Origin of the sequence: Nocardiopsis sp. MT53 (assembly GCF_019598965.1) — a bacterium.
GTDB classification, from domain to species: Bacteria; Actinomycetota; Actinomycetes; order Streptosporangiales; family Streptosporangiaceae; genus Nocardiopsis; species Nocardiopsis changdeensis.
Map to the genome: position 1 here is coordinate 5439662 of NZ_CP080599.1, position 25948 is coordinate 5465609.

The following is a 25948-nucleotide window of genomic DNA, read 5'->3' on the forward strand; positions in this document are numbered from 1 at the left end:
CGCCCCCATCCCGTCCCGACCGCACCGAACGACAAGGCGAAGAACACCATGACCACATCCGACAGCCCGCGCGCCGAGTGGACCGTGCGCGGCACCGACCGGGACGAGTACGCACGGGCGGCCCGGGTCATCGGCGAAGCCCTCCTGGTCGCCGAGGACGTGCCCGCCATGCTGGAGCGGATGCGTCCGATCCACGACGCCGAGGGCTACGAGCGCGTCCGCGTGGCCGTCGACGACATCGACGGCGAAGAGCGGATCGTCGGCGCCACCAACGACTTCCGCTTCGAGATGACCCTGCCCGGCGGGCCGCGCCGCGTGGCCGGGGTGACCGGGGTGGGCGTGTGGCCCACCCACCGCCGCCGGGGCGTGCTCAGCTCCCTCATGCGCCGCCAGCTCGCCGACATCCACGCCGCGGGGGTCAGATACGCCGCCCTGTGGGCGTCCGAGGGCGCCATCTACGGCCGCTTCGGCTACGGCCCGGCCGTCGCCGAGACCGAGGCCCACATCGCCCGGCCGCACGCCGCGCTGCGCCCCGACGCACCCCGCGACCCGGAGCTGACGGTCCGCCTGGGCTACGCCGCGGAGCTGCGCTCCGACCTGGAACAGGTGTACGCGGAGGCCGCCGCCGCCCGGCTCGGCCAGGTCGCGCGCCCCGGCCACTGGTGGGACCGGACCCTGCGCGACAAGCCCGAGCACCGCGAGGGCCGGGGCCCCAAGCACGCCGTCGTGGTCCGCGGGCCGCAGGGCCCGGTGGGCTACGCCCTGTACAGCACGCGGAGCAAGTGGGAGTCGGACGGCCCGGCCGGGACGGTGTACGTCCAGGAGATGCGGGCCACGGTCCCGGCGGCCTGGACCCTGCTCTACGAGCACCTGCTCGACCGCGACCTGACGGCCCGGATCGAGTTCGAGTTCATGCCGGTGGACGACCCGCTCGTGCACCTGCTCGGCAACCGGGACCGGCTGGTCCGGGAGGTCTTCAACAGCCTCTGGTTCCGGCTGGTGGACGTGCCCGGCGCGCTGTCCGAGCGCACCTACGCCGCCCCGGTGGAGGCGGTCCTGGCGGTCACCGACCGGTACGCGCCGTGGAACGCCGGGACGTGGTCGCTGAAGGCGTCCCCCGAGGGCGCGCGGGTGGAGGCCACCGACGCCGCCCCGGACGTGTCGCTGGACGCGGCCCTGCTGGGCGCGGCCTACCTGGGGCAGACCCCGCTCACCGGCTACGCCGCCGCCGGGCTGCTCACCGAGCACACCCCGGGGGCGGTCGCCCGCCTGGACGCGGCCCTGCACCGTCCGGACGCGGCCTTCAACGGGTCCATCTTCTAGCCGTCGGCGGCCGCCCGGCCCGCAGCGGACGCTGCGGGCCGGGCGGCCCGTTTCAGCCGGTGAGCGCCTTGACCAGCCGCTCCACGTCCTCCTCGGTGTTGTACAGGTGGAACGAGGCGCGCAGGCGCCCGTCGCGGGCGGCCACCGCGATGCCCTCGTCCATCACCCGCTCCACCCCGCCCGCCGGGGCGGCGACGGACACGATCGCCGAGCCCGCCGGCTCCAGGCCCAGGCCGGCGCGCAGCAGGTCGCCCAGGGCCGCGTTGTGCGCGTGCACGGCGCCGACCCCGGTCTCCTCCAGCAGCGCCAGGGTGCGCTCCAGCCCCGCCCAGGCGGGCCACACCGGCGGCAGGTCCAGCCTGCGGGCGCCCGGCGCCGGCGCCAGCGGCCCGCCGTACAGGCTGTTCCACGGCTCCTCGGCGGCGTACCAGTTGCCCGCGAGCGGGGACAGCTCCGCCAGCGCCTCCGCGGTGCCGGTGAGGAACGCCGCGCCGCGCGGCCCCAGCAGCCACTTGTAGGTGCTGCACACCGTGTAGTCGATCCGGTCGGCGGGCAGCGGCAGCCACCCGGCCGCCTGGGTGGCGTCCACGAGCAGCCGCGCCCCGTGGGCGTCGCGGGCCGCCAGCAGGTCCTCCAGGGGAGCGATGCGCCCGTCGGAGGACTGCACCGCCGACACCGCGACCAGCCGGGTGTCCGGGCCGACCGCGTCGGCCAGGTGCTCCAGCGGGACCTCCCGGACGGCGAGGTCGGTCCGGGCCAGGAAGGGGTGCACCACCGAGCTGAACTCGCGGGCGGCGACGACGACCTCGGCGCCCGGCGGCAGCGCGGCGGCGACCGTTCCGACGAACTGGGCGGTGTAGGCGCCGATCGCGGTGTTCTCCGCGGGCACGCCCAGCAGGCGGGCGTAGGAGGCGCGGGCGCGTTCGACGCCCGGGTCGGCGTCGGCCGGGGAGAACCGCCCCTCGGCCACGGCGCGGGTGTACTGCGTCACCGCGTCCAGCGCGGTGTCGGGGGTCAGCCCGTGGGTGGCCGTGTTGAGGTACACGGTCCCGGGGGAGAAGTGCCGTCGTGCGGCGTCGATGCGGGCACGGGTGGAGTCGTCCATGCCCCCATGCTCCCCATGGCGGGGAACCGGGTTCAAGGGCCGCTCCGGTCGGGATTGGCCCTTGTCGCGGGGAAGGGCGCGGGACGGCGGCCGGGTGCCCCCGGGCCGGGCGCCCTCAGTTGCGGAACTTGGCCTGGGCGTCGGTGGACCCGGCCATGAGCTTGTTGAGCAGGCGGACCAGCTCGCGCCGCTCCTCGGGCTCCAGGGCCTCGGCCCAGGCGGACTCGCGGCGGTTGTGGGCGCGGAACCCGCCGAGGATGGCGTGGTAGCCCGCCTCGGTCAGGCTGAGCTGGAGGGCGCGGCGGTCGTGGGTGGCGCGCTCGCGCAGGATGAGTCCGTCGCGCTCCAGGGTGTTGAGCAGCGCGGACAGGGCGGCCCGGCTCATGCCGGAGATCTCGGCGGTGGTCTTGGCCTCCATCGGCCCGGCCAGCCAGAGCGCGAAGATCACCCGGAATCCGGGCCAGGTGAGCCCGCGCGGCCGGTGGACCGTGGACTCCAGGTCGTAGATGACCATGCTCGTGGCCCGGTTGAGGGTGAGGACCATGCGCATGGCGTCGGCGTTGACGGAGGGGAGTTCCTGCTCGGCCTTCTGCACCGCGTAGTCGACGAACGACCAGAAGGTGAGGTCACTGCTGGGGGGTGCGGTGTCATGGGTCACGGGACCAGCCTAATACCTGGGGTCCGGGCCGTGTTTACCGTGCTTTTCCCTTTCCGTGGGCGCCTTGTTCAGTGGTGACGGCGGACGGGTGGAACGCGGCGAATGCTCTTTTCGGGGTGGAGGCGGCGCTTTTTCCGTTCTTCGTTCCCGGGGGGACCGCGACCCGCCGCGGGGAGGCGGGGGTGTCGTGCGCGCCGTGGGGAGAGTGGGGGAGCGGGGCAGGTCGGTGCCCTGCCGTCGGCGGCCGACAGGCGTACAGTGTGACCTGTATCACCGGCGAGGTGGCTCTGCGCCTCTTGGTCCGGTGACGCAGAGCACGTTATGGTCTGAATCATCAAACGTTTGATCATTATGGGCGGCGGCCGCCGCCCGGAGCGAGTGAAGGGGTCCCGACGACCATGGCAGCCAAGCCGTTCGCCTCGTCCGCCGACACCGAGGCCAAGCAGCAGACCCTGGAGGTCCTGGCCGACGGCGTCTACGCGCTCACCGCCGAGGGCGACCCCAACGTGGGCGCCATCGAGGGCGAGGACTTCCTCGTGGCGTTCGAGGCCCTGGCCACGCCCACCGCGGCCCGCGAGTGGCTGGCCAAGCTGCGCGAGCACACCGACAAGCCCGTCCGCTACCTGGTGCTCTCCCACTACCACGCGGTCCGCGTCCTGGGCGCCAGCGCCTTCGACGCCGAGATCATCCTCACCCACGAGAAGACCCACGAGCTGATCCGCGAGCGCGGCAAGGAGGACTGGGCCAGCGAGTTCGGCCGCATGCCCCGCCTGGCCAAGGACGCCGGCTCCGTGCCCGGCCTGACCTGGCCCACCCAGACCTTCGCCGACCGCACCACCATCGACCTGGGCGGCGACCGCGGCGAACTCGTCCTGGAGTACTTCGGCCGCGGCCACACCGAGGGCGACATCGTCGCCTGGCTGCCCCGGCAGAAGATCCTCTTCGCCGGCGACCTCGTCGAGGCCCAGGCCGCCCTCTACACCGGCGACGCCTTCCACAAGGACTGGGCCGGCGCCACCCTGGACAGGGTCAAGGCCCTGGGCGCCGAGATGCTCGTCGGCGGGCGCGGCGCGGTCAGCCGCGGCCGCTCGGAGGTCGACGCCGCCATCGAGCAGACCCGCAACTTCCTCAACGTGATGATCCGCGAGGTCGGCGGCGTCCACGAGCGCGGCGGCACCCTCAAGGAGGCGTTCGAGGCCACCCACGCCGCCCTCGTCGACGACTACGGCCACTGGCCGATCTTCGAGCACTGCCTGCCCTTCGACGTCTCGCGCCTGTGGGACGAGTTCTCCGGCATCGAGCGCCCCGTCATCTGGACGGCCGAGCGCGACCGCGAGGTCTGGGACCTCCTCCAGGCCTGAGCGGACCGCCGGGGCCGAGCCCCGCCCCCGCGGGAGGGGAACCTCCCGCGGGGGACCCGCGGCCGCCGACGCCCCGGCGGCGGGCACCCGTCCCGCCGCCGGGGCCGCCCACCGACCACCCCCGCCCCGAAGGGGCGCCGACGCCCAGGAGCCCGACATGCGACCTCCCGCTCCACGACCCCCCGCCGACACCTCCGCCGAGCCCGTCCTGGTCCTGGGCGCCGGCCCCGTCGGCCAGACCGCGGCCCTGCTGCTGGCCCGGCGCGGCGTCCCCGTCCGCATCGTCGACTCCCGGCCCGAGCGCGACGCCGTCGGCTCCAAGGCCATCTGCCAGCAGCGCGACGTCCTGGACGTGTGGGACTGGGTGGGCGCCGGAGAGGTCGCCGAAGAGGGCCTGACCTGGGACACCGCCCGCACCTTCTACCGCGACAGCGAGCTGTTCAGCGTCCGCCTCGCCGACCCGGGCGCCTCCCCCCTGCCGCCCTTCGTCAACATCTCCCAGTCCCGCACCGAGGAGATCCTCGACCGCCGCCTCGCCGAGGCGGGGGTGGCGATCTCCTGGGACCACACCGTCACCGGCATCGAGCAGGACGACACCGGCGTCACCGTCACCTGCGACACCCCCGCCGGCCCGGTCCGCCTGCGCGGCACCCACGCCCTGTCCTGCCTGGGCGCCCACGGCGGCGTCGTCCGCCGCGCCCTGGGCCTGGGCTTCGAGGGCACCAGCTTCCAGGACCGCTTCCTCATCTGCGACATCCGCGCCGACCTGGGCGACTGGGCCCGCGAGCGCCGCTTCTACTTCGACCCCGAGTGGAACCCCGGCCGCCAGGTGCTCATCCACCCCTGTCCCGACTCGGTGTTCCGCATCGACTGGCAGGTCCCCGCCGACTTCGACCTGGAGGCGGAGGAGGCCAGCGGACGACTGGACGCCCGCATCCGCCAGATCATCGGGGAGAAGCCCTACGAGATCGTCTGGCACTCGGTGTACCGGTTCCACACCCGGGTGGTGGACCGCATGCGCGCGGGCCGCATCCTGCTCGTCGGCGACAACGCCCACCTGGTCGCGCCGTTCGGCGCCCGCGGGCTCAACTCCGGCGTCCAGGACGCCGAGAACGCCGCCTGGAAGATCGCCTACGTCCGCGCCGGGTGGGCGGACGAGGAGTTCCTGGAGACCTACCACACCGAACGCCACGCCGCCGCTCTGGAGAACGCCGAGATCACCGGCGCCACCATGCGCTTCCTCGTCCCCCAGGACGAGGCCGAGCACACCACGCGGGTGAGCGTCCTGGAGCAGGCGCTCACCGACGAGGCCGCCCGCGCCCGGGTCGACTCCGGGCGCCTGGCCGAGCCCTTCTGGTACGTGGACTCCCCGCTCACCACGCCCAACGCGCGGTTCCCCTTCGGCGGCCGCCCGCCCCGCGGCCGGGCCCCCGAGCCCTGCCCCGGCGTGATCGCCCCCGACGCCCCGGTCGAGGTGCCCGGCGGCCCGTCCGGCGGGGACGCGCCGACCCGGCTGCGGTCCCTGCTCCGCGAGGGCGTCACCCTGCTGCTGGGCCCCCTCCCGGAGGGCACCGACGCCGACGCCGCCCGCGACGGCGTTTTGGCCGCAGCCCGGGGCGCCACCGGCGCGCCCGTGGCCGCGTTCCACCTCGCCGACATCGACACCACCGGGGCCCTCGCCAAGGCCCTGGACTGCCACCCCGGCGGGGTGTGGGTGCTGCGGCCCGACGCCCACATCGCCGCCGTCGTCGACGCCGCCGACACCGGGGCCGTCGCCGCCGCCGTCCGCACCTGCCTGGGGCGGGCCGCCGCCCCCGAACGACCGGCGCCCGCGCTCTGACGCCCGGCGCGACCGCACGAACCACGACGACCACCTGGAGGACATGCCATGGCCTACTACCGCCAGGTAGGCGAGGTGCCCCGCACCCGCCACACCCAGCACCGCACCCCCGAGGGCGGCCTGTACTACGAGGAGCTGATGGGGGAGGAGGGCTTCTCCGCCGACTCCTCGCTGCTCTACCACCGCGCGATCCCGTCGGCCATCGTCGACGCCGCCGAGTGGGAGGTCCCCGATCAGAGCCGCACCCGCAACGCGCCGATGGTGCCGCGCCACCTGCGGCTGCACTCGCTCTTCGACGACCAGGAGTGGAAGGCCGCCGACGTCGTCCAGTCGCGCCGCCTGGTCCTGGGCAACGACGACGTGCGCATCTCCTACGTGGTCGCCGGGGCGCCCTCGGAGCTGTACCGCAACGGCATCGGCGACGAGTGCGTGTACGTGGAGTCCGGCAGCGCCCGCGTGGAGACCGTGTTCGGCCTGCTGGAGGTCGGCCGCGGCGACTACGTCATCCTGCCCCGGGCCACCACCCACCGCTGGGTGCCCACCGGCGACGAGCCGCTGCGCGCCTACGTGATCGAGGCCAACAGCCACATCGCCCCGCCCAAGCGCTACCTGTCCCGCTACGGGCAGCTGCTGGAGCACGCGCCCTACTGCGAGCGCGACCTGCGCGGCCCCTCCGAGCCGCTGCTGGTCGAGGGCGAGAACGTGGACGTGCTCATCAAGCACCGCGGCGACGGCCCCGGCGGTATCTCCGGCACCCGCTACACCTACCCCACCCACCCCTTCGACGTGGTCGGCTGGGACGGGTGCCTGTACCCGTACGCGTTCAACATCGACGACTTCCAGCCCATCACCGGCCGGGTGCACCAGCCGCCGCCCGTCCACCAGGTGTTCGAGGGCCACAACTTCGTCATCTGCAACTTCGTGCCGCGCAAGGTGGACTACCACCCCGGGGCGATCCCCGTGCCGTACTACCACTCCAACGTGGACTCCGACGAGGTCATGTTCTACTGCGGGGGCGACTACGAGGCCCGCAAGGGCTCCGGGATCGGGCAGGGCTCCATCTCGCTGCACCCGGGCGGCCACTCCCACGGCCCGCAGCCCGGCGCCTACGAGCGCAGCATCGGCGCCGAGCGGTTCGACGAGCTCGCCGTCATGGTGGACACCTTCCGGCCCCTGGACCTGGGCGAGGGCGGGACCGCCTGCGACGACGGCGCCTACGCCTGGACCTGGGCCGGAGGGAGGCGGGAGTCGTGAGCGGCGCCGACGCGGCGGCGGGCGCGGGCGGGGCCGGGGACGCCCTGTACCGCTCCCTGTTCGACGACGCCGCCCTGTTCCCGCCCGGCAACGCCCCCATGGGCGAGGCCCTGCCCGCCCACCGCGGGCACCGGACCTCGTCCCGGGCCGCCTACGTGGGCCCCTTCCTGGTCTCCGACGCCCGTGTGGCCGAGCTGCGCGCGGTGCTGTCCCGTGAGGACGGCGACCACCCGCCCCTGGGGGTCGTGGTCACCGTCCCCGGCGGCGCCGACGGGGTCGCCCCCGCCGTCGAGGCGGTCCTGGCCGACCCCGCCCTGCGCCTGAGGGGCCTGGAGGTCGCCGCCCCGCCCGGCGGCGCCGACGGGGTGGCCGCCGTGCTCAACGCCCACCTCCCCGACGGGTCGGGCGGGCATGAGCGGGTCCGGGGGCGCGGTGTGGAGGTCTCCCGTGGGGACTCCCGCCCGTCCGACGGCGCGGACCGGCACGAGCGGGCCGAGGGGTACGTGGAGGTCTCCCGTGGCGGCGGGCCCGAAGGGGCCCGTGCGGACCTGGCGGCGCTCGCCTCCGCCGGGCTCCGCGCCAAGTTCCGCACCGGCGGGGTCACCGCACAGGCCCACCCGGACGAGGACGAGCTGGCCGCGTACCTGTACGCCGCCGTCGACCTCGGAGTGCCCTTCAAGTGCACCGCCGGGCTGCACCACGCCGTCCGGCACACCACCGCCGAGGGGTTCGAGCAGCACGGTTTCCTCAACGTGCTGCTGGCCACCGACACCCTGGTCCGGGGCGGGAGCGCCGCCGAGGCGGCCGCGGTCCTGGCCGACCGGGACGGCGGAGCCCTGGCCGCCCGCGCCAAGGGGCTCACCGCCGGGGAGGCGGCCTCGGTCCGGGCCGCGTTCCGCTCCTTCGGCACGTGCAGCATCATCGAGCCGCTGGAGGACCTCATCGTCCTCGGGGCGCTCAGCCCCTGAACCGCCGACGAACGACCACCCCCGCGGCCGGGCCGGAACCGACGGCCCGGCCGCGGGCCGCACCCAGAAAGCGCGCACCCCATGCCCGACAGCTGGATCGACCTGCCCCAGGACACCGAGTTCGGCCTGGCCACCCTGCCCTACGGGGTGTACGACACCGGCCCCGGCGACGACCGCGGCACCCGTATCGGCGTCGCCGTCGGCTCCCACGTCCTGGACCTGGGGGCCGCGGCCCTGACCGCCGGCTCCCCCCACGCCGACCTGCTCCGCACCCCGAACCTCGACGCGCTGCTGGCCGCCGGCCGCCCCGTCTGGGACCGGGTCCGCGCCGACCTGGCGGACTGGCTCACCGACCCCGCCCGCGAGGAGGCCCTGCGCCCCCACCTGGTGGACCGGGCGTCGGTGCGGCTGCACCTGCCGTTCACCGTCGCCGACTACGTGGACTTCTACGCCTCCGAGCACCACGCCACCAACGTCGGCCGGATCTTCCGCCCCGACCAGGAGCCGCTCACCCCCAACTGGAAGCACCTGCCCATCGGCTACCACGGCCGTTCCGGGACCATCGTGGTGTCGGGCACCGACATCGTCCGCCCCACCGGGCAGCGCAAGCCGCCCACCGAGCCGTCCCCGGTCTTCGGGCCGTCGGTGCGGCTGGACATCGAGGCCGAGGTGGGCTTCGTGGTCGGCACCCCCAGCCCGATGGGCGGGCGGGTCGGGGTGGACGGCTTCGCCGACCACGTCTTCGGCGTGTTCCTGCTCAACGACTGGTCCTCGCGCGACCTCCAGGCCTGGGAGTACGTGCCGCTGGGCCCGTTCCTGGGCAAGTCGTTCGCCACGTCCGTCTCCCCGTGGGTGGTGCCGCTGGCCGCCCTGGAGGCGGCCCGCGTGGAGCAGCCCGCCCAGGACCCCGAGCCGCTGCCCTACCTGCGCGGCACACAGCCCTGGGGCCTGGACCTGCGGCTGGAGGTCCGGCTCAACGGGCACGTGGTGTCGCGGCCCCCGTTCTCGCAGATGTACTGGACGGCGGCGCAGCAGCTCGCCCACATGACCGTCAACGGGGCGTCGCTGCGCACCGGCGACGTGTACGCCTCGGGCACGGTGAGCGGCCCCGAGGTGGGGCAGCGGGGCTGTTTCCTGGAGCTGACCTGGAGCGGCAAGGAGCCGCTGCGGCTGCCGGACGGCACCGAGCGCACCTTCCTGGAGGACGGGGACGAGGTCACCATCACGGCGACCGCCCCGGGCCCGGACGGGACCCTGGTCCACTTCGGCGAGGTGAGCGGGCGGATCCTGCCCGCCGTGTAGGCGCCGGGCGGGGGCCGCGGGCCCCGCCCCGCCCTCCGGGGCGCGGTCCCGGGAACGCGCCGCCCCGGGGACCCGGCTCCGCCGCCGGGCCGGAGGATTGTCGGAACCGTGGGGCAGGATCGCCCGTGACCGTAGGACCGGTACCGACGACCTGGAGGACCCGATGGCGCAGGGCGGACCCGAGGGCGGCGTTCGGCGGAGGCGGCCGGAATGAGGCGGGGAGAGGACCTGTGGCCCCTGGTCCACGCCGAGCGCGCCGCCCTGGCCGACGACCTCGCCGGGCTGTCCGAGGAGGACTGGGCGACCCCGTCGCTGTGCGACGGGCTGACGGTGCGCGAGGTCCTCGCGCACCTGACCGCCGGGGCGAGCCTCAACGGGCTCCGGTGGTTCGCCGGTGTCGTCCGCTGCCGGTTCGACTTCGACGCCCAGGTCGCGATGCGCCTGGCCGAGCAGATGGGGGACTCCGGCGCCGACACCCTCGCCCGCTTCCGCGCGGTGGTGTCGAGCACGACCTCGCCGCCGCTGCCCCGGATCGCCATGCTGGGCGAGGCCGTCGTGCACGGCGAGGACATCCGGCGCCCGCTGGGCATCGCGGCCGACCGGCCCGTCGGCACCCTGACGCGGGTCGCCGAGTACTACCGGGGCTCGGACCAGGTCGTCGTCGCCAGGAGCCGGGTGGCGGACCTGCGGCTGGAGGCCGCCGACGGCTCCTTCGCGGCCGGGGAGGGGCCGCGGGTCGCCGGGAGCACGCTCGCGCTGATCATGGCGATGACCGGGCGGTCCGCGCACCTCGGCGACCTGAGCGGGGACGGGGTGGAGGTGCTGCGCGGGCGCCTGGACGGATGAGCCGGCGGGGCCGGGCGGCGGGCTCCGCCGCCCGGCCCCGCGGGGTCACACCGTTGCGTCCCCCGCGCCGGTGAGGTAGTCGGCGAGGACGTCGGCCTCGGCGCGCAGGCGCAGGGCGGCGTCGTGCCGCCCGTGGGCGGCGTAGCGCTCGGCCTCGGCCCGCCGTTCGTCGACCTGGGCGCGCAGCAGGCCGTGGACGTCCTCGGCGGACAGGCGGCGGCGGGGAGCCTCGGTCGAGCCGACGCCCGCGCTCGCGCCGGCGACGTGCTCGCTCCCGGCCGCCCCGCCGCCCGCGGGGGCGGTGACGGCCTCGGCGTTCTCGATGGCGGCCAGGGCCGTGCGCAGCGCTGAGACGGCCTCGGGCCTGCGGGCCTTCATCGCGGCGACCAGGTCGGCGCGCAGCAGCGCGCGCAGCTCCTGGGGCGGGCGGTGCCCGGGTGGCGTGTCCACGTCGTCCCTCCTTCCTCCGGGGCCTCGGGGTACGAAGCCGGAACGTACTGAAAGTACTCTTTCATTCCCTGACAGGCAACTCGAAAGGGAATGATAGGGAGTGTCAGTGGACTCCCTTCCTGCGGGTGGTGGAAACCCGGGCGGACCGGGGCCGGATGTAGTTGGATGTCCGGGGGGCGCGACCCGCCGCCCCCGACGTGGAAGGACGTGACCATGGGCGACGACGGGCCGGCCCGCATCGCACACCTGCTGTTCGAGGCCGGGACGCTCAAGAACCAGCGCCGTACCGGCTGGTGGGTCGCCGGGGTCCGCGACCCCGAGTCGGTGGCCGAGCACTCGTGGCGGACCGCCCTGATCGCGTCGGTGCTGGCGTCGATGGAGGGCGCCGACCCCGCGAAGGCCGCGCTGATCGCTGTATGGCACGACACCGGCGAGACCCGCACCGGCGACCTCCACCACCTGGCGCAGAAGTACCTGGAGGCCAAGCCCGACGCCCGGGACATCGCCGCCGACCAGACCGGGGGAGTCCCGGAAGCGGTGGGCGCGATGGTCCGCTCCGCCGTGGCCGCCTACGAGGAGCAGGACACCCCGGAGGCGCGCTGCGCCAAGGACGCCGACAAACTGGAGTGCCTGATCCAGGCCGTGGAGTACCGGGCGCAGGGGCACGCGGCGGCACAGCGGTGGATCGACTCCAGCCTGGAGCGGATCGCCACGGACGGGGGACGGGCGCTCGCCGCGGCGGTGCTGGCGCAGGAACCCCTGGACTGGGTCCGCACCGCCATGGGCCGCTGAGCCCCCTGTACCCTGGCCGTGTGCGCGGCCTCCTCCGCTCCCTGTGGGACGAGCCCCGGCCCCCTCGCCCGCCGTCGCGGCCACGACGGGACCTGGCGCTCGCGGGTGTGCTCGCGGCCGCCGCGGTGGCCGAGGCCGTGCTGCGCCCCGACCTGCCGTGGCGGATCCCGACGCTGCTCCTGACCGTCGGCCTGATCGCCCTGCTGCCGCTGCGCCGCACCCGTCCGCTGGCGGTGGTCGCGGCCACCTTCGGCCTCTCCGGCCTGGCCACAGCGGTCCTGGGCGGCCAGAGCGCCCCGCTGTACACGACGGTCTGCTTCCTGCTGCTGCCCTACGCGCTCTTCCGCTGGGGATCCGGCCGGGAGATCGCGGCGGGCTCGGCCGTCATGCTCGCCAACGTGGCGGTCCCCGTCCTCTTCGGCGCACCCGCCGACACGCTGGGCGGGGCCGTGCTCTTCTCGGCCGCGGCCCTGGGCGCGGCGGTGCGGTACCGGGCCGGGGCCCGCGAGCGCGAGTTCGAGCGGGCCCGCCTGCTCGAACGCGAACGGATCGCCCGCGACCTGCACGACACCGTCGCCCACCACGTCTCGGCGATGGCGATCCGGGCCCAGGCCGGGCTGGCGGTGGCGCGGACGCGGCCCGGGGCCGCGGTCGACGCCCTGGAGGTCATCGAGGCCGAGGCCGCCCGCGCCCTGACCGAGATGCGCGCCCTGGTGCGCGTTCTGCGCCGGGACGAGGACGGCCCCGCGGCGCGGGTGCCCCACCCGCGGGTGGGCGACCTGCGTGCGCTCGCCGGGGACTCCGGCGGCCCCGCCGTGGAGGTGGAGGTCGACGACGGCCTCGACGACCTGCCGCCGGAGGTGGCGGCCGCGGTCCACCGCCTGGCCCGGGAGGCGGTCGCCAACGCGCGCAGGCACGCCCGCAACGCCACCCGCGTCCGGGTGCGCGTCACCGCCGACGACACGTCGGTGCACCTGCGGGTCAGCGACGACGGGGACCCCGTCACCCGGAGCACGACCGGTTACGGGCTCATCGGCATGGCCGAACGGGCCGAACTGCTCGGCGGCACCTGCCGGGCCGCGCCCGGCCCCGGGCGGGGCTGGACCGTGGCAGCCGACCTGCCCCGGACCGGGGCGGCCGCGTGAGCGGCGGTCACGGACACGTCCGGGTGGTCGTCGCCGACGACCAGGAGATCGTCCGCACCGGCCTGACGATGATCCTCGACGCCCAGCCGGGCATCGAGGTCGTCGGCCAGGCCGCCGACGGCCGCGAGGCCGTCGCGCTGGCGCGGCGCCTGCGCCCCGACGTGTGCCTGTTCGACATCCGGATGCCCGGCACCGACGGCATCGAGGCCACGCGCCTGCTGGCCGGCCCCGGGGTGGAGGACCCCCTCGCCGTCGTCGTCATCACCGTGTTCGACCTCGACGAGTACGTGTACGCCGCGCTCAGGGCCGGGGCCCGCGGGTTCCTGCTCAAGGACGCCGGGGCCGACCTGCTCGCCCAGGCCGTGCGGGCCGCCGCCGCGGGCGACGCGCTCATCGCCCCGGGCGTCACCCGGCGGCTGCTCGACGCGTTCGCGCGCAACCGCCCCGCCGGGCCTCCCGAGCAGCCCGCCGAGGCGCTCACGGACCGGGAGGAGCAGATCCTGCGGGCCGTGGCCCGCGGGAGGACCAACGACGAGATCGCCCGCGAGACCTACATCGCGGTGAGCACGGTCAAGACCCACATCGCCGGCATCATGGCCAAGCTCGGCGCCCGCAACCGGGTGGAGGTCGCCATGTGGGCCTACGAGACCGGGAGGGCCGGGAACACGCCGCGCTGACCGGAAGGACGAGTCGGCCCTCCTCCTTCCGGCGGACCCGGACCCGGCCCGAATGCCGATGCCCCGGCACCGGCCCGGCGGCCACGATCGGAGCACGGCGGCGGGCGCGGTGCCCGCCGCGGCAGTGAAAGGACCCGTCGTGACCCCCTCCGCCCGACGCGAGTGGCCCGTACCCGTTCTGCTGATCCTGCTCAGCGCCGTGCCCGTGATCGCGGGCGGAGTGCGCCTGGGCGACCTCGGCGGCGGGCCGGTCACCCCGGACAACGCCCGGTTCTTCGCCGACCCGGTGCCCGTGGTGCTGCACATCGTCGCCGTGGTGCCCTACTGCCTGCTGGGCGCCCTGCAGTTCGCGCCCGGGCTGCGCCGCCGCCGCTGGCACCGCCTGTCGGGGCGCCTGCTGGTCCCGCTGGGGCTCGTCGCGGCCCTGACGGGGGTGTGGATGAGCCTGGCCTACCCCCTGAACGAGGGGGAGGGCGCCTCGCTGACCCTGGTGCGGCTGGTGTTCGGGAGCGCCATGGCGGCGGCGGTCCTGCTGGGGTTCGCGGCCGTCCGGCGCGGCGACATCGCCGGGCACCGGGCCTGGATGACCCGCGGGTACGCGATCGGGCTGGGGGCGGGGACCCAGGTGTTCACCCACCTGCCCTGGGTGCTGCTGCCGGGACAGCCGGGGGAGGCCACCCGGACGGTGCTGATGGCGGCGGGGTGGGTCGTCAACCTCGCCGTCGCCGAGTGGGCCGTCCGCCGCGGTCCGGCGGCCGCGGGGGAGCGTGCCGCGGCCCCGGCCCGGCGCTGACCGCGGGGCGGCGGGCCGCTACGAGCCGCCGGTGAGCAGGCAGTGGCCGACGGAGCCGGGCCCGCCGAACGCCTGGTACCGGGAGGCGAACTCCACCAGGCCCAGCAGCGCGGCGGCGGTGGCCGCGGACGCGCAGGCGAGCCGGAGGCCCCGGTTCCCGTCGGCCGGGCCCGGACGCGGACTCCGGTGGCTGCGGCCCGGTCCCGCGGAGGGCGGTTCCCCGTGCGGGGCGCCGTGGGGCCGTCCGGCCGGGAGAAGGGCGTAGGGGTTCCCGGGGCCGACGGTCCGGCGGGGGAGGAGCAGGGGGTCCGTGTCCGAGAGTGAGCGCATGAGGTCCTTTGTACAGTCGGAGGATTCGGTTCGCGGGGGTGTCGGGATATCTTCCGGAAGCGGAACCCAAGGTCCTGAACCGGAACCGCGCGGACGTCACCGCATATCGCCCCGATATGCCGTTGAACCGTGCCGGTGCCGGTCATCTGCGGCGGTTCGCGGTGGCCCCGTGCGCACGCCGCGCCGAGCCGCGGAGACGGAGAACGGAGGCCGGAGATGGACGTGGTCCGCGCGCCGGTGCGCGCCTGGGCGGAGGAGATCCTGCGCGGCCTGGGCGACCCGCCCCTGCGCGACCTCGTGGTGGAGTCCCGGCCGGAGAGCGGGGAGGTGGAGGTCGTGCTGTGGTTCCCCGACGGCACCGCCGCGGGTTCCTACCTCCAGGCCGCCATGACCGACGCCGAAGCGGTGGTCCACCTGGCCGACGGCCTCCAGGACGCCGCCGTGGAGCAGGCCCTCGGGCGGCCGCTGCCGCCCTGCCCCGGCCACCCGCACCCCCCGACCGCCCGCCTGGTCTCGGGGGTCCCCGCCTGGACCTGCCCGAGGACGGGAGGGGCGGTCCGCCCCATCCTCACTCCCCCGTGAGGGGTGTCCCGGAGAGTCCCGGGGCGGGCCGTCAGTCGGCGGTGAGCAGCGCGGCCAGGCCGTCGAGGCCCGCCGCGCTCAGGTCGAAGGCGTCCGCCGGCCGGGGCGGGTCCCCGACGGGGCGTTCGACGTAGGCGGTCCTCATGCCCACGGCTCGGGCACCGCGCAGGTCCCAGGCGTGGGCGGCGACCATGAGCAGGCGTTCGGGCGCCAGGCCGGTGTTGGCCACGGCGAGGCGGTACACGTCCGGGTGGGGCTTGTACCCGCGCACGTCCTCGGCGGAGAGCACCTGGTGCCAGCGCAGCCCGGCGTGGGTGTTGATGCGGGTGAGCGCCGGACGGCCGGCGTTCGACAGCCCCATCACGGGCAGGCGCGCGGCGATCCGCTCCAGGCCCGACACCGAGTCCGGCCACGGATCCAGGCGCTGCGCGGAGTCCGCCAGCGCGCGGACCGCGTCCGCGTCGGCGACACCGGCCTCGGCGGCGACGCGTTCGGCGGCCTCCCGGTCGATCGCGGTGCTGTCGGTGTAGGGGCGGCGGCCCGCGAGGATGTCCCGCTGCCGCTCCTCGACATGCCGCTGCCACGTTGCGACGAGGCCGTCCACGCGCGCGTCGTCGAGCCGGGCGGGCAGCGAGCGGATACCGCGTGCGATCCCGCCGGGTTCGTCGACCATGGTGCCGAGGATGTCGAACACGACCACGTCCACATCGGGGAGCGGAGCCATGGGGCCTCCTGAATCGTCTGGTGTCGGATGGCGGAGGACCCCGCCGGGGCGCCACGGCGGCCTCCACGGGCGGCGGGTCGGCCCGCCCGGCCGCCGGTGGCCGGGGGAGGCCCCGACGGGGGAGGGGCGCGGACCCGCGGGGGCCGCGGTGGACCTTTCCGCCGCGGAGCGTACCTTCCCCGTCTTCCGGTACCGCCGGGACCGCGACGGCTGCGCCCGCGCCCCGGCCGGGGCGGCGCCCTTCGGGGCCGGCCCGGCTCAGCCGGTCGGCGCGGCCGGGGACCACACGCCGAACCACTGTTCGGCGCCGTACTCCTCGAACCGCTCCGCCTCGGTGAACCCCAGCCTCGCCGCCAGGCGCATCGCGCGGTCGTTGGCGGTCTGCGTGCACAGCACCACCGGCTCGCCGGGCAGCGCCCCGGCGAACCAGTCGAGCACCGCGGCGCACGCCTCGGCGGCGTACCCGTGCCCCCAGGCCCGGGGCAGGAACAGGTAGCCGAGCTCGGCCTCCGCGCCCTCCGGACGCACGTGGCCCGGGCGTTCCGGGTCGCGCCGGTCGAGCGTGGTCATGCCGACCATCGCCCCGTCCAGCTCGACCGCGAACAGGCCGGGGCGCCGTCCGGGCACCTCGGGCATCGCGCGTTCGAGGTCCTCGCGCGGCTGCGGTCCGCCGAGGTAGGTGCCCACCTCCGGCGAGGAGAACAGGTCGATGAACGCTTCACGGTCCCGGGCCTCGGTCTCACGGAGCACGAGGCGTTCGGTCTTGATCGGGGAGGGCGGCCAGATATCGGGCCCGAGTTCAGACATGGCGGGCAAAGTAGCACATCCCCGGGCGAGAACTCAGGGAATTACAGGACCCCGCAAGCGGATGCGGCGGCCCGAGAAGAAGGCCGCCCCAAAGCGAAAGGCAGGGGTTCCGGGAACCTCCTGCCACTCTCAATCTATAGCGCACCCCGGGGCTTGCGGCAAGACCCGGGTCAGGGCGCAGAATCGTCGATCGCGGCCGCCGCCGGCGGGATCCCCGGGACCCGATGAGGGGCGCGCCGCCATCGACACGCACCGAACGGGGGACACATGATCGACGTGGTCATCGCCGGCGGGGGGCCGACCGGCATGATGCTGGCCGCCGAACTTCGGCTGCACGGGGTGGAGGTGGTCGTGCTGGAGAAGGAGGCCGAGCGGCCGCCCTTCGTCCGCGCCCTGGGGCTGCACGCGCGCAGCATCGAGGTGATGGACCAGCGCGGCCTGCTGGGCCGGTTCCTCGCGGAGGGGCGCGAGCACCCCCTGGGCGGGTTCTTCGCCGCCATCCGCAAGCCCGCCCCCGCGGGGCTCGACACCGCGCACGGCTACGTGCTCGCCATCCCGCAGACGACCATCGACCGGCTGCTGGAGGAGCACGCCGCCGAGGCCGGCGCCGACATCCGGCGCGGCCGCGAGCTGGTCGGCCTGGAGCAGGACGCGGAGGGGGTGGACGTCGAACTGGCCGACGGGACACGGCTGCGCACGCGCCACCTCGTCGGCTGCGACGGCGGCCGCAGCACCGTGCGCAGGCTGCTGGGCGTCGGCTTCCCCGGCGAGCCCAGCCGGACGGAGACGCTGCTGGGCGAGATGGAGGTGACCGCGTCGCCGGAGGAGCTGGCGGCGGCGATGGCCGAGGTCCGCAGGACCCACATGCGGTTCGGCATCGGCCCCATGGGCGACGGGGTCCACCGGGTGGTCGTGCCCGCGGCGGGGGTGGCGCCGGACCGGACCGCCGCGCCGACCCTGGAGGACTTCAAACGGCAGCTGCGCGAGTACGCGGGCACCGACTTCGGGGTGCACTCCCCGCGCTGGATGTCCCGCTTCGGCGACGCGACCCGGCTGGCGGACCGCTACCGGGTCGGCCGGGTGCTGCTGGCCGGGGACGCGGCGCACGTCCACCCGCCGGTGGGCGGGCAGGGGCTCAACCTGGGCGTCCAGGACGCCTTCAACCTGGGGTGGAAGCTGGCCGCCGAGGTGAGCGGCCGGGCCCAGGCGGGGCTGCTGGACACCTACGAGGCGGAGCGCCGCCCGGTGGCGGCCGACGTGCTGGACAACACCCGCGCGCAGATGGAGCTGATGTCCCCGGAGCCGGGGCCGCAGGCGGCGCGCCGCCTGGTGTCGGAGCTGATGGACATCGAGGAGGTGAACCGGTACCTGACCGAGAAGATCATCGCCACGGGGATCCGCTACGACGTGGGCGCGGAGGGGCACCCGCTGCTGGGCGCGCGGCTGCGGGACGTGGAGCTGAAGGAGCACGGGCGCCTGTACGGGCTGATGCACGGCGGCCGCGGACTGCTGCTGGACCGGACGGGGAGCCTGTCGGCACAGGGGTGGCGGGACCGGGTGGACCACGTCGTCGATGACAGCGAGGAGCTGGCGGAGATGGACGTGCCCGCGGTGCTGCTGCGCCCGGACGGCCACGCGGTCTGGGTGGGGCGCGACCGGGAGGGGCTGCCCGACGCGCTGTCCCGGTGGTTCGGACCCGCGGCCGCCTGACCCCGCACGGGCCGCCCGGGAGCGCCTCCGCCGAGGGGAGGCGCGCTTTCCGGGCGGGCCCCTTCCGGGCGCGCCCGCGACGTGCCACACTCGTCGCGTGATCGAGCCCGAGGCGCCCTCCTCCCCGGCCGGCGTACTGCCGACCCGCCCCGTTCTCGGGGGCTTCCACCCCGACCCCACCGTCTGCCGGGTGGGCGACGACTTCTACCTGGCGTGCTCCAGCTTCGAGTACGCGCCGGGGGTCCCGCTGTTCCGGTCCCGGGACCTGCTGGCCTGGGAGCCGATCGGCCATGTGATGGACCGCCCCGCGCACCTGGCGGCCCGCGCCGGCCCCTCGGGCGGCGTGTACGCCCCGACCCTGCGCCACCGCGACGGCACCTTCCACCTGGTGACGACCGACGTCTCCGCCGGCCCCGGCCACCTGCTGATGACCGCGTCCGACCCCGCCGGCCCCTGGTCGGACCCCGTCCGCATCCGCGGGGCGGGCGGCATCGACCCCGACCTGGCGTGGGACGAGGACGGCCGGTGCCTGCTCACCTGGTCGGACGGCGGGATCCGCCAGGCCGTCCTGGACCCGGCCACCGGCGAGCTGCTGACCGGGCCGCGCACCCTGTGGAGCGGCACCGGCGGCAGGGACCCGGAGGGGCCGCACCTGTACCGGGCCGGCCGGTGGTGGTACCTGGTGATCGCCGAGGGCGGCACCGGTCCCGGGCACGCGGTCACGGTCGCCCGCGGGCCCTCCCCGCAGGGCCCGTTCGAGCCCTGCCCGGACAACCCCCTGCTGACCGCCCGGGGCACCCCCGGCCCGGTCCAGAACACCGGCCACGCCGACCTGGTCGAACGCCCCGACGGGTCGTGGGCGATGGTGTTCCTCGGCGTGCGCCCCGCGGGCTCCTTCCCCGGCTGGCACGTGCTGGGCCGGGAGACGTTCGCCGCGGAGGTCTCCTGGAGGGACGGCTGGCCCGTGGTCTCCGGCCCGCTGGAACCCTCGCCGCGGCCCCCGGTACGGTCGGTCCTCGCCGACGGCGTGATCGGGCCCGACTGGGTCGGCGCCGGCGTCCTCCCCGACCGTGTGCTGCGGTGGGCGGGGGACCGGTGGCGGATGGCCCCGCCCGGCCCCGGCCGGGTGTTCGTGGGCCGCCGCCAGGAGCACACCACCATGACCGCCCGGGCGGTCGTCGCCGCGGACGGCGGGACCGGCGCCCTGGAGCTGCGCATCGACCCCGCCCACCGGTTCGCGCTGGAGGTCGACGCGGACCGGGTGCGCGCCGTGGCGCAGGCCGGGCCGCTCACCACCGTGCTGGGGGAGCTCCCCCTGCGGCCGGGGACGGAGCTCGAACTGCGCGCGGTGCCCCCGACCGCGCCCCTGTACAGCAGGGAGCGGGGGCCGGACGTGCTCGTCGCCGGTGTCCGCACCCCGGACGGCGGGACCACCGAGCTGGCACGGCTGGACGGGCGGTACCTGTCCACGGAGGTGGCCGGGGGGTTCACCGGCCGCATGGTCGGCGTCTCCTGCGCCGGGGGCGGGATCGCGGTGCGTTCCGTGGAGTACCTGGGCGGCACCTGACGGCGCCGGGGGAGTCGCGGACGGCCGGGCCGTTCGGCCCCCGGACGGGATCCGGGCTCACAGCCTCCGGTACATGATGTGCAGTCCCACGAACCCCTTCCGCGGGTGCGCGAACCCCTCCGGCAGCGTTCCCACCACCTCGAACCCCAGCGACCGGTACAGCCCCACCGCCCGCTCGTTGCCCTCCACGACCGCGTTGAACTGCATCCCGCGGTAGCCCGCCGCGCGCGCCCAGTCCAGCGAGTACTCGCACAGGGCCCGCCCCACCCCCCTGCCGGAGTGGGCGGGGTCGACCATGTAGCTGGCGCTCGCGATGTGCGAGGCGTTCCCGCCGTGGTTGCGGTTCATCTTGGCGGTGCCCAGGACGCGGCCGTCGCCGTCCACCGCGACCACCGTCCGGTCCGGCTCGGGGAGCAGCCACATGTCGCGCGCGGCCTCCTCGCCCAGGTCCGGGGGATAGGTGAAGGTGTCGCCGGCGGCGACGATCCGGTGGAGGAAGGGCCAGATCGCGGGCCAGTCGGCCGGGAGCGCGGTGCGGATGTGCATGGCGGACAGTGTGGTGTTCGGCTTCGTGCCCCCGCAAGTCGTTTGCGCGGTCCGACCGGCGCCCCCGATTGAATCTACGTCGTAAAGGCGGGGGTTCGGGAAACTACAGGACCAAGAGACGAAGAGGCGTGCGGCTGCGCCGCACACCCCCTCCTGAAGCGTGTTCGACGGACACCCCCGTGCGGTCCGGTGCTCGCGCCGAAGGAGCGCGGGCCGGCCCGGAGGACGCGGGGCGGAATCATCCGCCGGACACGTCCCGAGCCCCCAGCGCCCTCAGCAGGTAGGGGAGCAGCCGTTCCGCCATGTCCCGTCCCGGGCGCCCGCCCGGTTCGTGCGGGACCAGGAACGTGTGCGTCACCATCGGCCCGATCACCAGCTCGCCCACCACCACCGGGTCCTCCACCGGGGGGATCTCCCCCCGGTCGGCCGCGCGGGCCACGATGGCCGCCACGCGGTCCTGCAACGGGGCCACGTACTCGCTCACCAGCACGTCGGCCAGCGCCCGGTTGTGCGCCGCCTCGCCCAGGATGGCGCGCAGCAGCTGTCCGGAGGGGCCGTCCAGGGCGGTGGCCTTGTCGTGCAGCAGTTCGCCCAGGTCCGAGCGCAAGGTCCCGGTGTCGCGGTCGGGGCCCAGGTCCTCGCACCACACCGCCGCGGCCTGGAGCACCAGGTCCTCCTTGGAGCGCCAGCGGCGGTACAGGGTCGCGGTGGAGACGCCGGCGCGGCGGGCGACGGCGGCGGTGGTCAGTCCGCCGTAGCCGTGCAGGCGGAGTTCGTCCAGGGTGGCGTCCATCAGCGCGCGGTCCCGGGCGGCGTCCCTCGGCCTTCCGCGGCGGGGCGTCGTCTCGGGCAGATGGTCCGTGGTCATGGCAGCATCCTACGGTCCCTGGTCAAAACGAAAAGGTTTCGTTTAGTATCCGGCTATGACGAACGACACCCCTGGCACCCCGACCATCCGGCAGGCCACCGTTCAGACCGCGGCGCCGGCCCCCATCGACGGCGACAGCGCCGCGGAGATCTCCGCGCTCGTGCGCGGTCTGCGCGCCGCCTTCGCCTCCGGCCGCACCAAGCCCGTCGCCTGGCGCCGCGCCCAGCTGCGGCGGCTGCGCGCCCTCCTGGTGGAGGAGCGCCCCGCGCTGGAGAAGGCGCTCAAGGCCGACCTGGGCAAGAGCCCCGTCGAGGCGCACACCACCGAGATCGGTTTCGTCGTCAACGAGATCGACCACACGCTCAAGCACTTGGCGTCGTGGCTGCGCCCCCGGCGCGTGCCGGTGCCGATGGCACTGGCCCCCGCCAGGGCCCGCACGGTCCGCGAGCCGCTGGGCACGGTGCTCATCATCAGCCCGTGGAACTACCCGGTGAACCTGGCGCTGGCCCCCCTGGTCGGCGCCCTGGCCGCGGGCAACGCCGTGGTGATCAAGCCCAGCGAGCTGTCGCCGGCGACGTCGGCGCTGCTGGCCGACCTGGTGCCCCGGTACCTGGACCCGGAGGCGGTCGCCGTGGTCGAGGGCGGTGTCCCCGAGAGCACCGCGCTGCTGGAGCAGCACTTCGACCACATCTTCTACACCGGCAACGGCCAGGTGGCCCGCATCGTCATGGCGGCGGCGGTCAAGCACCTGACGCCGGTCACCCTGGAGCTGGGCGGCAAGAGTCCCGCCATCGTGGAGCCGGGTGCGGACCTGGCCGCCACGGCGCGGCGGCTGGCGTGGGGCAAGTTCACCAACGCGGGCCAGACCTGTGTGGCGCCGGACTACGTGCTGGCCGTCGGCGGCACGGCGGACGCGCTCCAGCGGGAGCTGGCGGCCGCGATCACCGAGATGTTCGGCGAGGACCCCAAGGCCAGCGGCGACTACGGGCGCATCGTCAACGAGCGCCACTTCGACCGCCTGGTCGCGCTGCTGGGCAGCGGCACGGTGGTGGCGGGCGGGCGGCACGACCGCGGGGACCTGTACATCGCGCCGACGGTGCTGGGCGACGTCACGGCCGACACCCCGGTCATGGCCGAGGAGATCTTCGGTCCGATCCTGCCGGTGGTCGGCGTGCCGGACCTGGACGCGGCGATCGCGTTCGTCAACGAGCGGGACAAGCCCCTGGCCCTGTACGCGTTCACCGAGTCGGAGGAGACCAAGCGCCGCCTGACCACGGAGACCTCCTCCGGCGGCCTGGCGTTCGGCCTGCCCATCGCGCACCTGGCCGTACCCGACCTGCCGTTCGGCGGTGTGGGCGAGAGCGGCATGGGCGCCTACCACTCGACGGCGTCCATCGACACGTTCTCGCACACCAAGTCGGTGCTGGACAAGTCGCTGGTGCTGGACACCATGCGGGTGGCCTACGCGCCGATCACGGACCTGAAGGAGAAGATCCTGCGGCGGATGCTGTGAGCCGCGGCGGGTCGCGGGGCTAGCGGGCGTCGGTGATGGCGACGCCCGGCTCCAGGTCGTCCCCGGCCAGGTCGGAGACGGTGACGAACTCGTACCCGTCGTCGGCGAGTCCGTCGAGGATGCCGGGGATGGCGTCCACGGTGCTCTCGTGGATGTCGTGGAAGAGGACGACGCTGCCCCGGTCGGTCTCTTCCAGGGTGACGTCGGTGACGGCGCCGGCGTCGCGGCTCTGCCAGTCGAGGGTGTCCACGTCCCACAGGACGATGGGCTTGTCGATGGCCTCGCGGGCGGTGTCGTCGAGAGAGCCGTAGGGCGGGCGCACGGTGGCGGGCTTCTCGCCGGTGACGTCCTCGATGGCCTTGTCGGTGCGCTCGATGTCGTCCTTGACGGCGGAGCCGGACAGGGTGGCCAGGTCGTCGTGCTTCCAGGAGTGGTTGCCGATCTCGTGGCCCTCGTCGGCCATGCGCTCCACGGTGTCGGGGAAGTTCCCCACGTTGGAGCCGAGCAGGTAGAAGGTGGCCTTGGCGTCGTGGTCGGCGAGGGTGTCCAGGACCTTGTCGGTGTACTGTCCGGGGCCGTCGTCGAAGGTCAGGGCGACGCACTTCTCCTTGGTGCAGTCCGGGGCGGCGATGCTCTTGGCCTCGGCCTTGAGGACGGTGTCGGCCGCGGCGGGCGAGGCGGGGATCAGGAGGGCGGCGAGGGCGAGGCCGCCGGTGGCGGCCAGGGCGAGTTTGGGTTTCGGAAAGGTAACGTTCACGCAGGAGAATGTATGCGAGCCCGTGACCTGGGAAAAGGTGAACGCCCACGAAGTGACGAACCGCTCTTTACGTCCGTGGGGGAATGAAATACGCGAACCCCCGCCACGGCGGGGGTTCGCGCGTCCGGCGCCCGGGGCGCCCTCAGTTCACGCGGGCGTCGGTGAAGACGTCGCCCGGGGCCAGCGCCTCCAGGCCGAACAGGTCGGTGACGGTCACGAAGTGGTAGCCCTTCCGGTGCAGACCCTCCAGTACCTCGGGAACGGCGTCCACCGTGCTCGGGTGGATGTCGTGGAACAGCACCACGCTGCCCGCCGTCGTGTGCTCCAGGGCGTGCCCGGCGACCTTGGCGGTGTCGCGGCTCTGCCAGTCCATGGTGTCCACGTCCCACAGGATCAGCGGCTGGTCCACGGCCCTGCGCACGGTCCCGTTGAGCGAGCCGTAGGGCGGGCGGATCGTCAGCGGGTCGGAGCCGGTGATCGCCCGCACCGCCTCGTTGGTGCGCGTGATGTCTTCGGCGACCCCCGCCTCGGACTTGCCCGCCAGGTCGTCGTGCTTCCAGGAGTGGTTGCCCATCTCGTGCCCCTCGGCGTGGGTGCGCTCCACCACCTCGGGGAACTCGCCCACGAGCGAGCCCAGCACGTAGAACGTGGCGCGGGCGTCGTACTCGGCGAGCATGTCCAGGAGCCGCTCGGTGTCCTCGCCCGGGCCGTCGTCGAAGGTCAGCGCCACGCACTTGAGGCGTGAGCAGTCCAGGCTGTCGCCCTCGGCCGACAGCTCCCCGTCCAGCGGGAAGTCGGGCTCGCCGGACAGGGCGGCCTCCCGCGCGTGGTAGCCCAGCTCCGACAGCAGGCCCTCGGTGTCCTCGGGCTGGACCGGCAGCAGGACCTCGCTGACCCGCCCGGCCTCGGGCACGTCGCCCGGCTCCATGCGCACCGCCAGTCCGCCGGCGGTGCTGAAGGCCAGGTCGGCCAGGGGCGAGCCCTCCCACAGCTCGGCGGCGCGCAGCGCCTGCTCGGGGTCGGACAGGTCCAGCGGGGCGGTGTCCTCGCCGGTGGCGCCGGGGGAGGGCGGTGCGGAGCCGACCCCGGCCTCGCCGGGCCCGGAGTCCGGGGCCTCCTCCTGTTGGGCGGCGCGCAGCGCCACCTCGCCGACCAGGCCGGGCAGCTGCTCGGTCGGCATGTCGTAGTCGTCCTCCAGCACGCCGGCCAGGGCCAGGTGGGCGCTCTCGATGGCCTCCTCGTCGCGGAACAGCGACGTCCAGGGCAGGACGGTGTCGTGTTCGGCGTCGTACCACAGGGTGCGGGCGCCGAAGGTCTCGTTGACGCCGGCCTTGACGGTCTCGGTGACGCGGACGCCCACCACCTTCGGCGAGGCGGCCAGCATGGTCGCGTCCTGGAGCAGTTCGGGCGTGCCGTTCTCGGGCAGGTCCTCCAGGAATTCGGTCTGGCGCTCGGCCATGGAGGTGTGGATCTCCGTGGTCAGCGGGTGGTCCGGCCCCAGGATCGGGTAGCGGTACCCGACCGTGCCGGCGTCGGTGGCCACCGAACGCGTTCCCACCTGCACCGCAGGCCACGCGTCGAGTGGTATGCGCACCGCCTCGGCATAGGGCAGGGCCGGTTCCGCTGCGTGGCAGCCGGGTACCAGGAGCAGGCCCAGAACGGCGGTGACGGCGAGTTTTCGGCTAATCGAGGTGACAGGCACGAGGGGACCATATCGAAGGGGCCACCGAAACAATAATCAGAACGCGCCCGATTGAATACTCTCTGTCATGATTTTGGGGGAGAGTGAACAAGCGCGGAGAGGCGAACCCGTGGCCCGGGCCGGGCGTCCCACCCTCTAACGTGGTGTCCGCTCCACGCATCTGTTTCGAAAGGGACTCATGAGCTACGGTCCAGGCCCCGGCCAGCCGCCCAACGGCGGAACCGGAGGATACTTCCCCCCGCCTCCGGGAGGAACCGGCGGCTATCCCCCTCCGGGCGGCGGCTATCCCCCGCCCCCCGGCGGACCGGGCGGCTACCCGCCGCCCCCG

At 74.9% G+C, this 25948-nt stretch carries 25 protein-coding genes; 15 read left to right on the forward strand and 10 right to left on the reverse strand.

Annotation, left to right across the window (positions count from 1 at the left end; genetic code table 11):
- Nucleotides 1–48 precede the first annotated feature (48 nt).
- Nucleotides 49–1323: a GNAT family N-acetyltransferase gene (locus K1J57_RS23995; RefSeq protein ID WP_220560896.1), complete on the forward strand. Its 1275-nt coding sequence runs from the start codon at nt 49–51 to the stop codon at nt 1321–1323.
- Between the two features lie 52 nt (nt 1324–1375).
- Here K1J57_RS23995 and K1J57_RS24000 read toward each other — a convergent pair whose 3' ends face one another.
- Together K1J57_RS24000 and K1J57_RS24005 are read right to left on the reverse strand one after the other, a co-directional pair.
- Entirely contained in the window at nt 1376–2428 is a 1053-nt protein-coding gene (locus tag K1J57_RS24000; RefSeq protein WP_220560897.1) for an aminotransferase class V-fold PLP-dependent enzyme, read from the reverse strand.
- Between the two features lie 115 nt (nt 2429–2543).
- Complete coding sequence (locus tag K1J57_RS24005; RefSeq protein WP_220560898.1) at nt 2544–3086, reverse strand: MarR family winged helix-turn-helix transcriptional regulator; 543 nt, start codon at nt 3084–3086, stop codon at nt 2544–2546.
- 398 nt (nt 3087–3484) lie between these two features.
- Between K1J57_RS24005 and K1J57_RS24010 the strand changes: the two genes are divergently transcribed.
- From K1J57_RS24010 to K1J57_RS24035, 6 genes are all read left to right on the forward strand, one after another.
- Nucleotides 3485–4447: an MBL fold metallo-hydrolase gene (locus K1J57_RS24010; RefSeq protein WP_220560900.1), complete on the forward strand. Its 963-nt coding sequence runs from the start codon at nt 3485–3487 to the stop codon at nt 4445–4447.
- A 157-nt stretch (nt 4448–4604) separates the two neighbouring features.
- Nucleotides 4605–6287, forward strand: coding sequence for an FAD-dependent monooxygenase (locus K1J57_RS24015; RefSeq protein ID WP_220560901.1), 1683 nt, complete (start codon nt 4605–4607; stop codon nt 6285–6287).
- Between the two features lie 48 nt (nt 6288–6335).
- Entirely contained in the window at nt 6336–7541 is a 1206-nt protein-coding gene (locus K1J57_RS24020; protein ID WP_220560902.1) for a homogentisate 1,2-dioxygenase, read from the forward strand.
- Entirely contained in the window at nt 7538–8509 is a 972-nt protein-coding gene (locus K1J57_RS24025) for a hypothetical protein (RefSeq protein ID WP_255646552.1), read from the forward strand. The genes K1J57_RS24020 and K1J57_RS24025 overlap by 4 nt, the downstream gene beginning before the upstream one ends.
- Before the next feature lie 81 nt (nt 8510–8590).
- Nucleotides 8591–9811 (forward strand): fumarylacetoacetase, encoded by a 1221-nt coding sequence (gene fahA, locus K1J57_RS24030; RefSeq protein ID WP_220560903.1) that lies wholly within the window; start codon nt 8591–8593, stop codon nt 9809–9811.
- A gap of 210 nt (nt 9812–10021) precedes the next feature.
- Nucleotides 10022–10657, forward strand: coding sequence for a maleylpyruvate isomerase family mycothiol-dependent enzyme (locus K1J57_RS24035; protein WP_220560904.1), 636 nt, complete (start codon nt 10022–10024; stop codon nt 10655–10657).
- Between the two features lie 45 nt (nt 10658–10702).
- On the opposite strand, the gene K1J57_RS24040 is transcribed toward K1J57_RS24035, so the two are convergent.
- Nucleotides 10703–11107: a GatB/YqeY domain-containing protein gene (locus K1J57_RS24040; protein ID WP_255646553.1), complete on the reverse strand. Its 405-nt coding sequence runs from the start codon at nt 11105–11107 to the stop codon at nt 10703–10705.
- Between the two features lie 213 nt (nt 11108–11320).
- Between K1J57_RS24040 and K1J57_RS24045 the strand changes: the two genes are divergently transcribed.
- The 4 genes from K1J57_RS24045 (at nt 11321) to K1J57_RS24060 (ending at nt 14514) form a co-directional block, all read left to right on the forward strand.
- Nucleotides 11321–11899, forward strand: a complete 579-nt coding sequence (locus tag K1J57_RS24045) for an HD family hydrolase (protein WP_220560905.1) — start codon at nt 11321–11323, stop codon at nt 11897–11899.
- A 20-nt stretch (nt 11900–11919) separates the two neighbouring features.
- Nucleotides 11920–13044 (forward strand): sensor histidine kinase, encoded by a 1125-nt coding sequence (locus K1J57_RS24050; RefSeq protein ID WP_220560906.1) that lies wholly within the window; start codon nt 11920–11922, stop codon nt 13042–13044.
- Nucleotides 13045–13112: 68 nt separating this feature from the next.
- Nucleotides 13113–13721, forward strand: coding sequence for a response regulator transcription factor (locus tag K1J57_RS24055; protein WP_255647232.1), 609 nt, complete (start codon nt 13113–13115; stop codon nt 13719–13721).
- A gap of 139 nt (nt 13722–13860) precedes the next feature.
- Nucleotides 13861–14514, forward strand: coding sequence for a DUF2306 domain-containing protein (locus K1J57_RS24060; RefSeq protein WP_255646554.1), 654 nt, complete (start codon nt 13861–13863; stop codon nt 14512–14514).
- Between the two features lie 18 nt (nt 14515–14532).
- Here the strand turns inward: K1J57_RS24060 and K1J57_RS24065 are convergent, their stop codons facing one another.
- Nucleotides 14533–14844, reverse strand: a complete 312-nt coding sequence (locus tag K1J57_RS24065) for a hypothetical protein (protein WP_220560907.1) — start codon at nt 14842–14844, stop codon at nt 14533–14535.
- Nucleotides 14845–15060: 216 nt separating this feature from the next.
- Between K1J57_RS24065 and K1J57_RS24070 the strand changes: the two genes are divergently transcribed.
- Nucleotides 15061–15426, forward strand: a complete 366-nt coding sequence (locus K1J57_RS24070; protein ID WP_220560909.1) for a hypothetical protein — start codon at nt 15061–15063, stop codon at nt 15424–15426.
- A 31-nt stretch (nt 15427–15457) separates the two neighbouring features.
- Here K1J57_RS24070 and K1J57_RS24075 read toward each other — a convergent pair whose 3' ends face one another.
- Entirely contained in the window at nt 15458–16150 is a 693-nt protein-coding gene (locus tag K1J57_RS24075; protein WP_220560911.1) for a haloacid dehalogenase type II, read from the reverse strand.
- Between the two features lie 258 nt (nt 16151–16408).
- Nucleotides 16409–16957: a GNAT family N-acetyltransferase gene (locus K1J57_RS24080; RefSeq protein ID WP_220560913.1), complete on the reverse strand. Its 549-nt coding sequence runs from the start codon at nt 16955–16957 to the stop codon at nt 16409–16411.
- A 267-nt stretch (nt 16958–17224) separates the two neighbouring features.
- Between K1J57_RS24080 and rox the strand changes: the two genes are divergently transcribed.
- A complete protein-coding gene (gene rox, locus K1J57_RS24085) occupies nt 17225–18667 on the forward strand; it encodes a rifampin monooxygenase (protein ID WP_220560915.1) in 1443 nt (480 codons plus the stop codon).
- Nucleotides 18668–18764: 97 nt separating this feature from the next.
- Nucleotides 18765–20234 carry a glycoside hydrolase family 43 protein gene (locus K1J57_RS24090; RefSeq protein WP_255646555.1) on the forward strand — a complete coding sequence of 490 codons (1470 nt, stop codon included), beginning with the start codon at nt 18765–18767 and terminating at the stop codon, nt 20232–20234.
- Between the two features lie 57 nt (nt 20235–20291).
- On the opposite strand, the gene K1J57_RS24095 is transcribed toward K1J57_RS24090, so the two are convergent.
- Nucleotides 20292–20780 (reverse strand): GNAT family N-acetyltransferase, encoded by a 489-nt coding sequence (locus K1J57_RS24095; RefSeq protein ID WP_220560917.1) that lies wholly within the window; start codon nt 20778–20780, stop codon nt 20292–20294.
- A 238-nt stretch (nt 20781–21018) separates the two neighbouring features.
- Complete coding sequence (locus K1J57_RS24100) at nt 21019–21648, reverse strand: TetR/AcrR family transcriptional regulator (protein ID WP_220560918.1); 630 nt, start codon at nt 21646–21648, stop codon at nt 21019–21021.
- 55 nt (nt 21649–21703) lie between these two features.
- On the opposite strand from K1J57_RS24100, the gene K1J57_RS24105 reads away from it, so the two are divergent.
- A complete protein-coding gene (locus tag K1J57_RS24105) occupies nt 21704–23161 on the forward strand; it encodes an aldehyde dehydrogenase family protein (protein WP_220560919.1) in 1458 nt (485 codons plus the stop codon).
- A gap of 19 nt (nt 23162–23180) precedes the next feature.
- Here the strand turns inward: K1J57_RS24105 and K1J57_RS24110 are convergent, their stop codons facing one another.
- Both K1J57_RS24110 and K1J57_RS24115 read right to left on the reverse strand, forming a co-directional pair.
- Complete coding sequence (locus K1J57_RS24110; protein ID WP_255646556.1) at nt 23181–23918, reverse strand: polysaccharide deacetylase family protein; 738 nt, start codon at nt 23916–23918, stop codon at nt 23181–23183.
- 142 nt (nt 23919–24060) lie between these two features.
- The gene (locus tag K1J57_RS24115) at nt 24061–25620 is read right to left on the reverse strand and encodes a polysaccharide deacetylase family protein (protein ID WP_220560920.1); all 1560 of its coding nucleotides are present in this window, start codon (nt 25618–25620) and stop codon (nt 24061–24063) included.
- Nucleotides 25621–25948: the final 328 nt, after the last annotated feature.

What these genes read in the sequence shown, in the direction of transcription:
- K1J57_RS24100 (WP_220560918.1), bottom strand. Translation starts at nt 21,648, where the DNA reads ATGACCACGGACCATCTGCCCGAGACGACGCCCCGCCGCGGAAGGCCG.
- K1J57_RS24020 (WP_220560902.1), top strand. Translation starts at nt 6,336, where the DNA reads ATGGCCTACTACCGCCAGGTAGGCGAGGTGCCCCGCACCCGCCACACC.
- K1J57_RS24065 (WP_220560907.1), bottom strand. Translation starts at nt 14,844, where the DNA reads ATGCGCTCACTCTCGGACACGGACCCCCTGCTCCTCCCCCGCCGGACC.
- K1J57_RS24080 (WP_220560913.1), bottom strand. Translation starts at nt 16,957, where the DNA reads ATGTCTGAACTCGGGCCCGATATCTGGCCGCCCTCCCCGATCAAGACC.
- K1J57_RS24075 (WP_220560911.1), bottom strand. Translation starts at nt 16,150, where the DNA reads ATGGCTCCGCTCCCCGATGTGGACGTGGTCGTGTTCGACATCCTCGGC.
- K1J57_RS24055 (WP_255647232.1), top strand. Translation starts at nt 13,113, where the DNA reads ATGATCCTCGACGCCCAGCCGGGCATCGAGGTCGTCGGCCAGGCCGCC.
- K1J57_RS24045 (WP_220560905.1), top strand. Translation starts at nt 11,321, where the DNA reads ATGGGCGACGACGGGCCGGCCCGCATCGCACACCTGCTGTTCGAGGCC.
- K1J57_RS24000 (WP_220560897.1), bottom strand. Translation starts at nt 2,428, where the DNA reads ATGGACGACTCCACCCGTGCCCGCATCGACGCCGCACGACGGCACTTC.
- K1J57_RS24070 (WP_220560909.1), top strand. Translation starts at nt 15,061, where the DNA reads ATGGACGTGGTCCGCGCGCCGGTGCGCGCCTGGGCGGAGGAGATCCTG.
- rox (WP_220560915.1), top strand. Translation starts at nt 17,225, where the DNA reads ATGATCGACGTGGTCATCGCCGGCGGGGGGCCGACCGGCATGATGCTG.
- K1J57_RS24010 (WP_220560900.1), top strand. Translation starts at nt 3,485, where the DNA reads ATGGCAGCCAAGCCGTTCGCCTCGTCCGCCGACACCGAGGCCAAGCAG.
- fahA (WP_220560903.1), top strand. Translation starts at nt 8,591, where the DNA reads ATGCCCGACAGCTGGATCGACCTGCCCCAGGACACCGAGTTCGGCCTG.
- K1J57_RS24105 (WP_220560919.1), top strand. Translation starts at nt 21,704, where the DNA reads ATGACGAACGACACCCCTGGCACCCCGACCATCCGGCAGGCCACCGTT.
- K1J57_RS24035 (WP_220560904.1), top strand. Translation starts at nt 10,022, where the DNA reads ATGAGGCGGGGAGAGGACCTGTGGCCCCTGGTCCACGCCGAGCGCGCC.
- K1J57_RS23995 (WP_220560896.1), top strand. Translation starts at nt 49, where the DNA reads ATGACCACATCCGACAGCCCGCGCGCCGAGTGGACCGTGCGCGGCACC.
- K1J57_RS24095 (WP_220560917.1), bottom strand. Translation starts at nt 20,780, where the DNA reads ATGCACATCCGCACCGCGCTCCCGGCCGACTGGCCCGCGATCTGGCCC.
- K1J57_RS24015 (WP_220560901.1), top strand. Translation starts at nt 4,605, where the DNA reads ATGCGACCTCCCGCTCCACGACCCCCCGCCGACACCTCCGCCGAGCCC.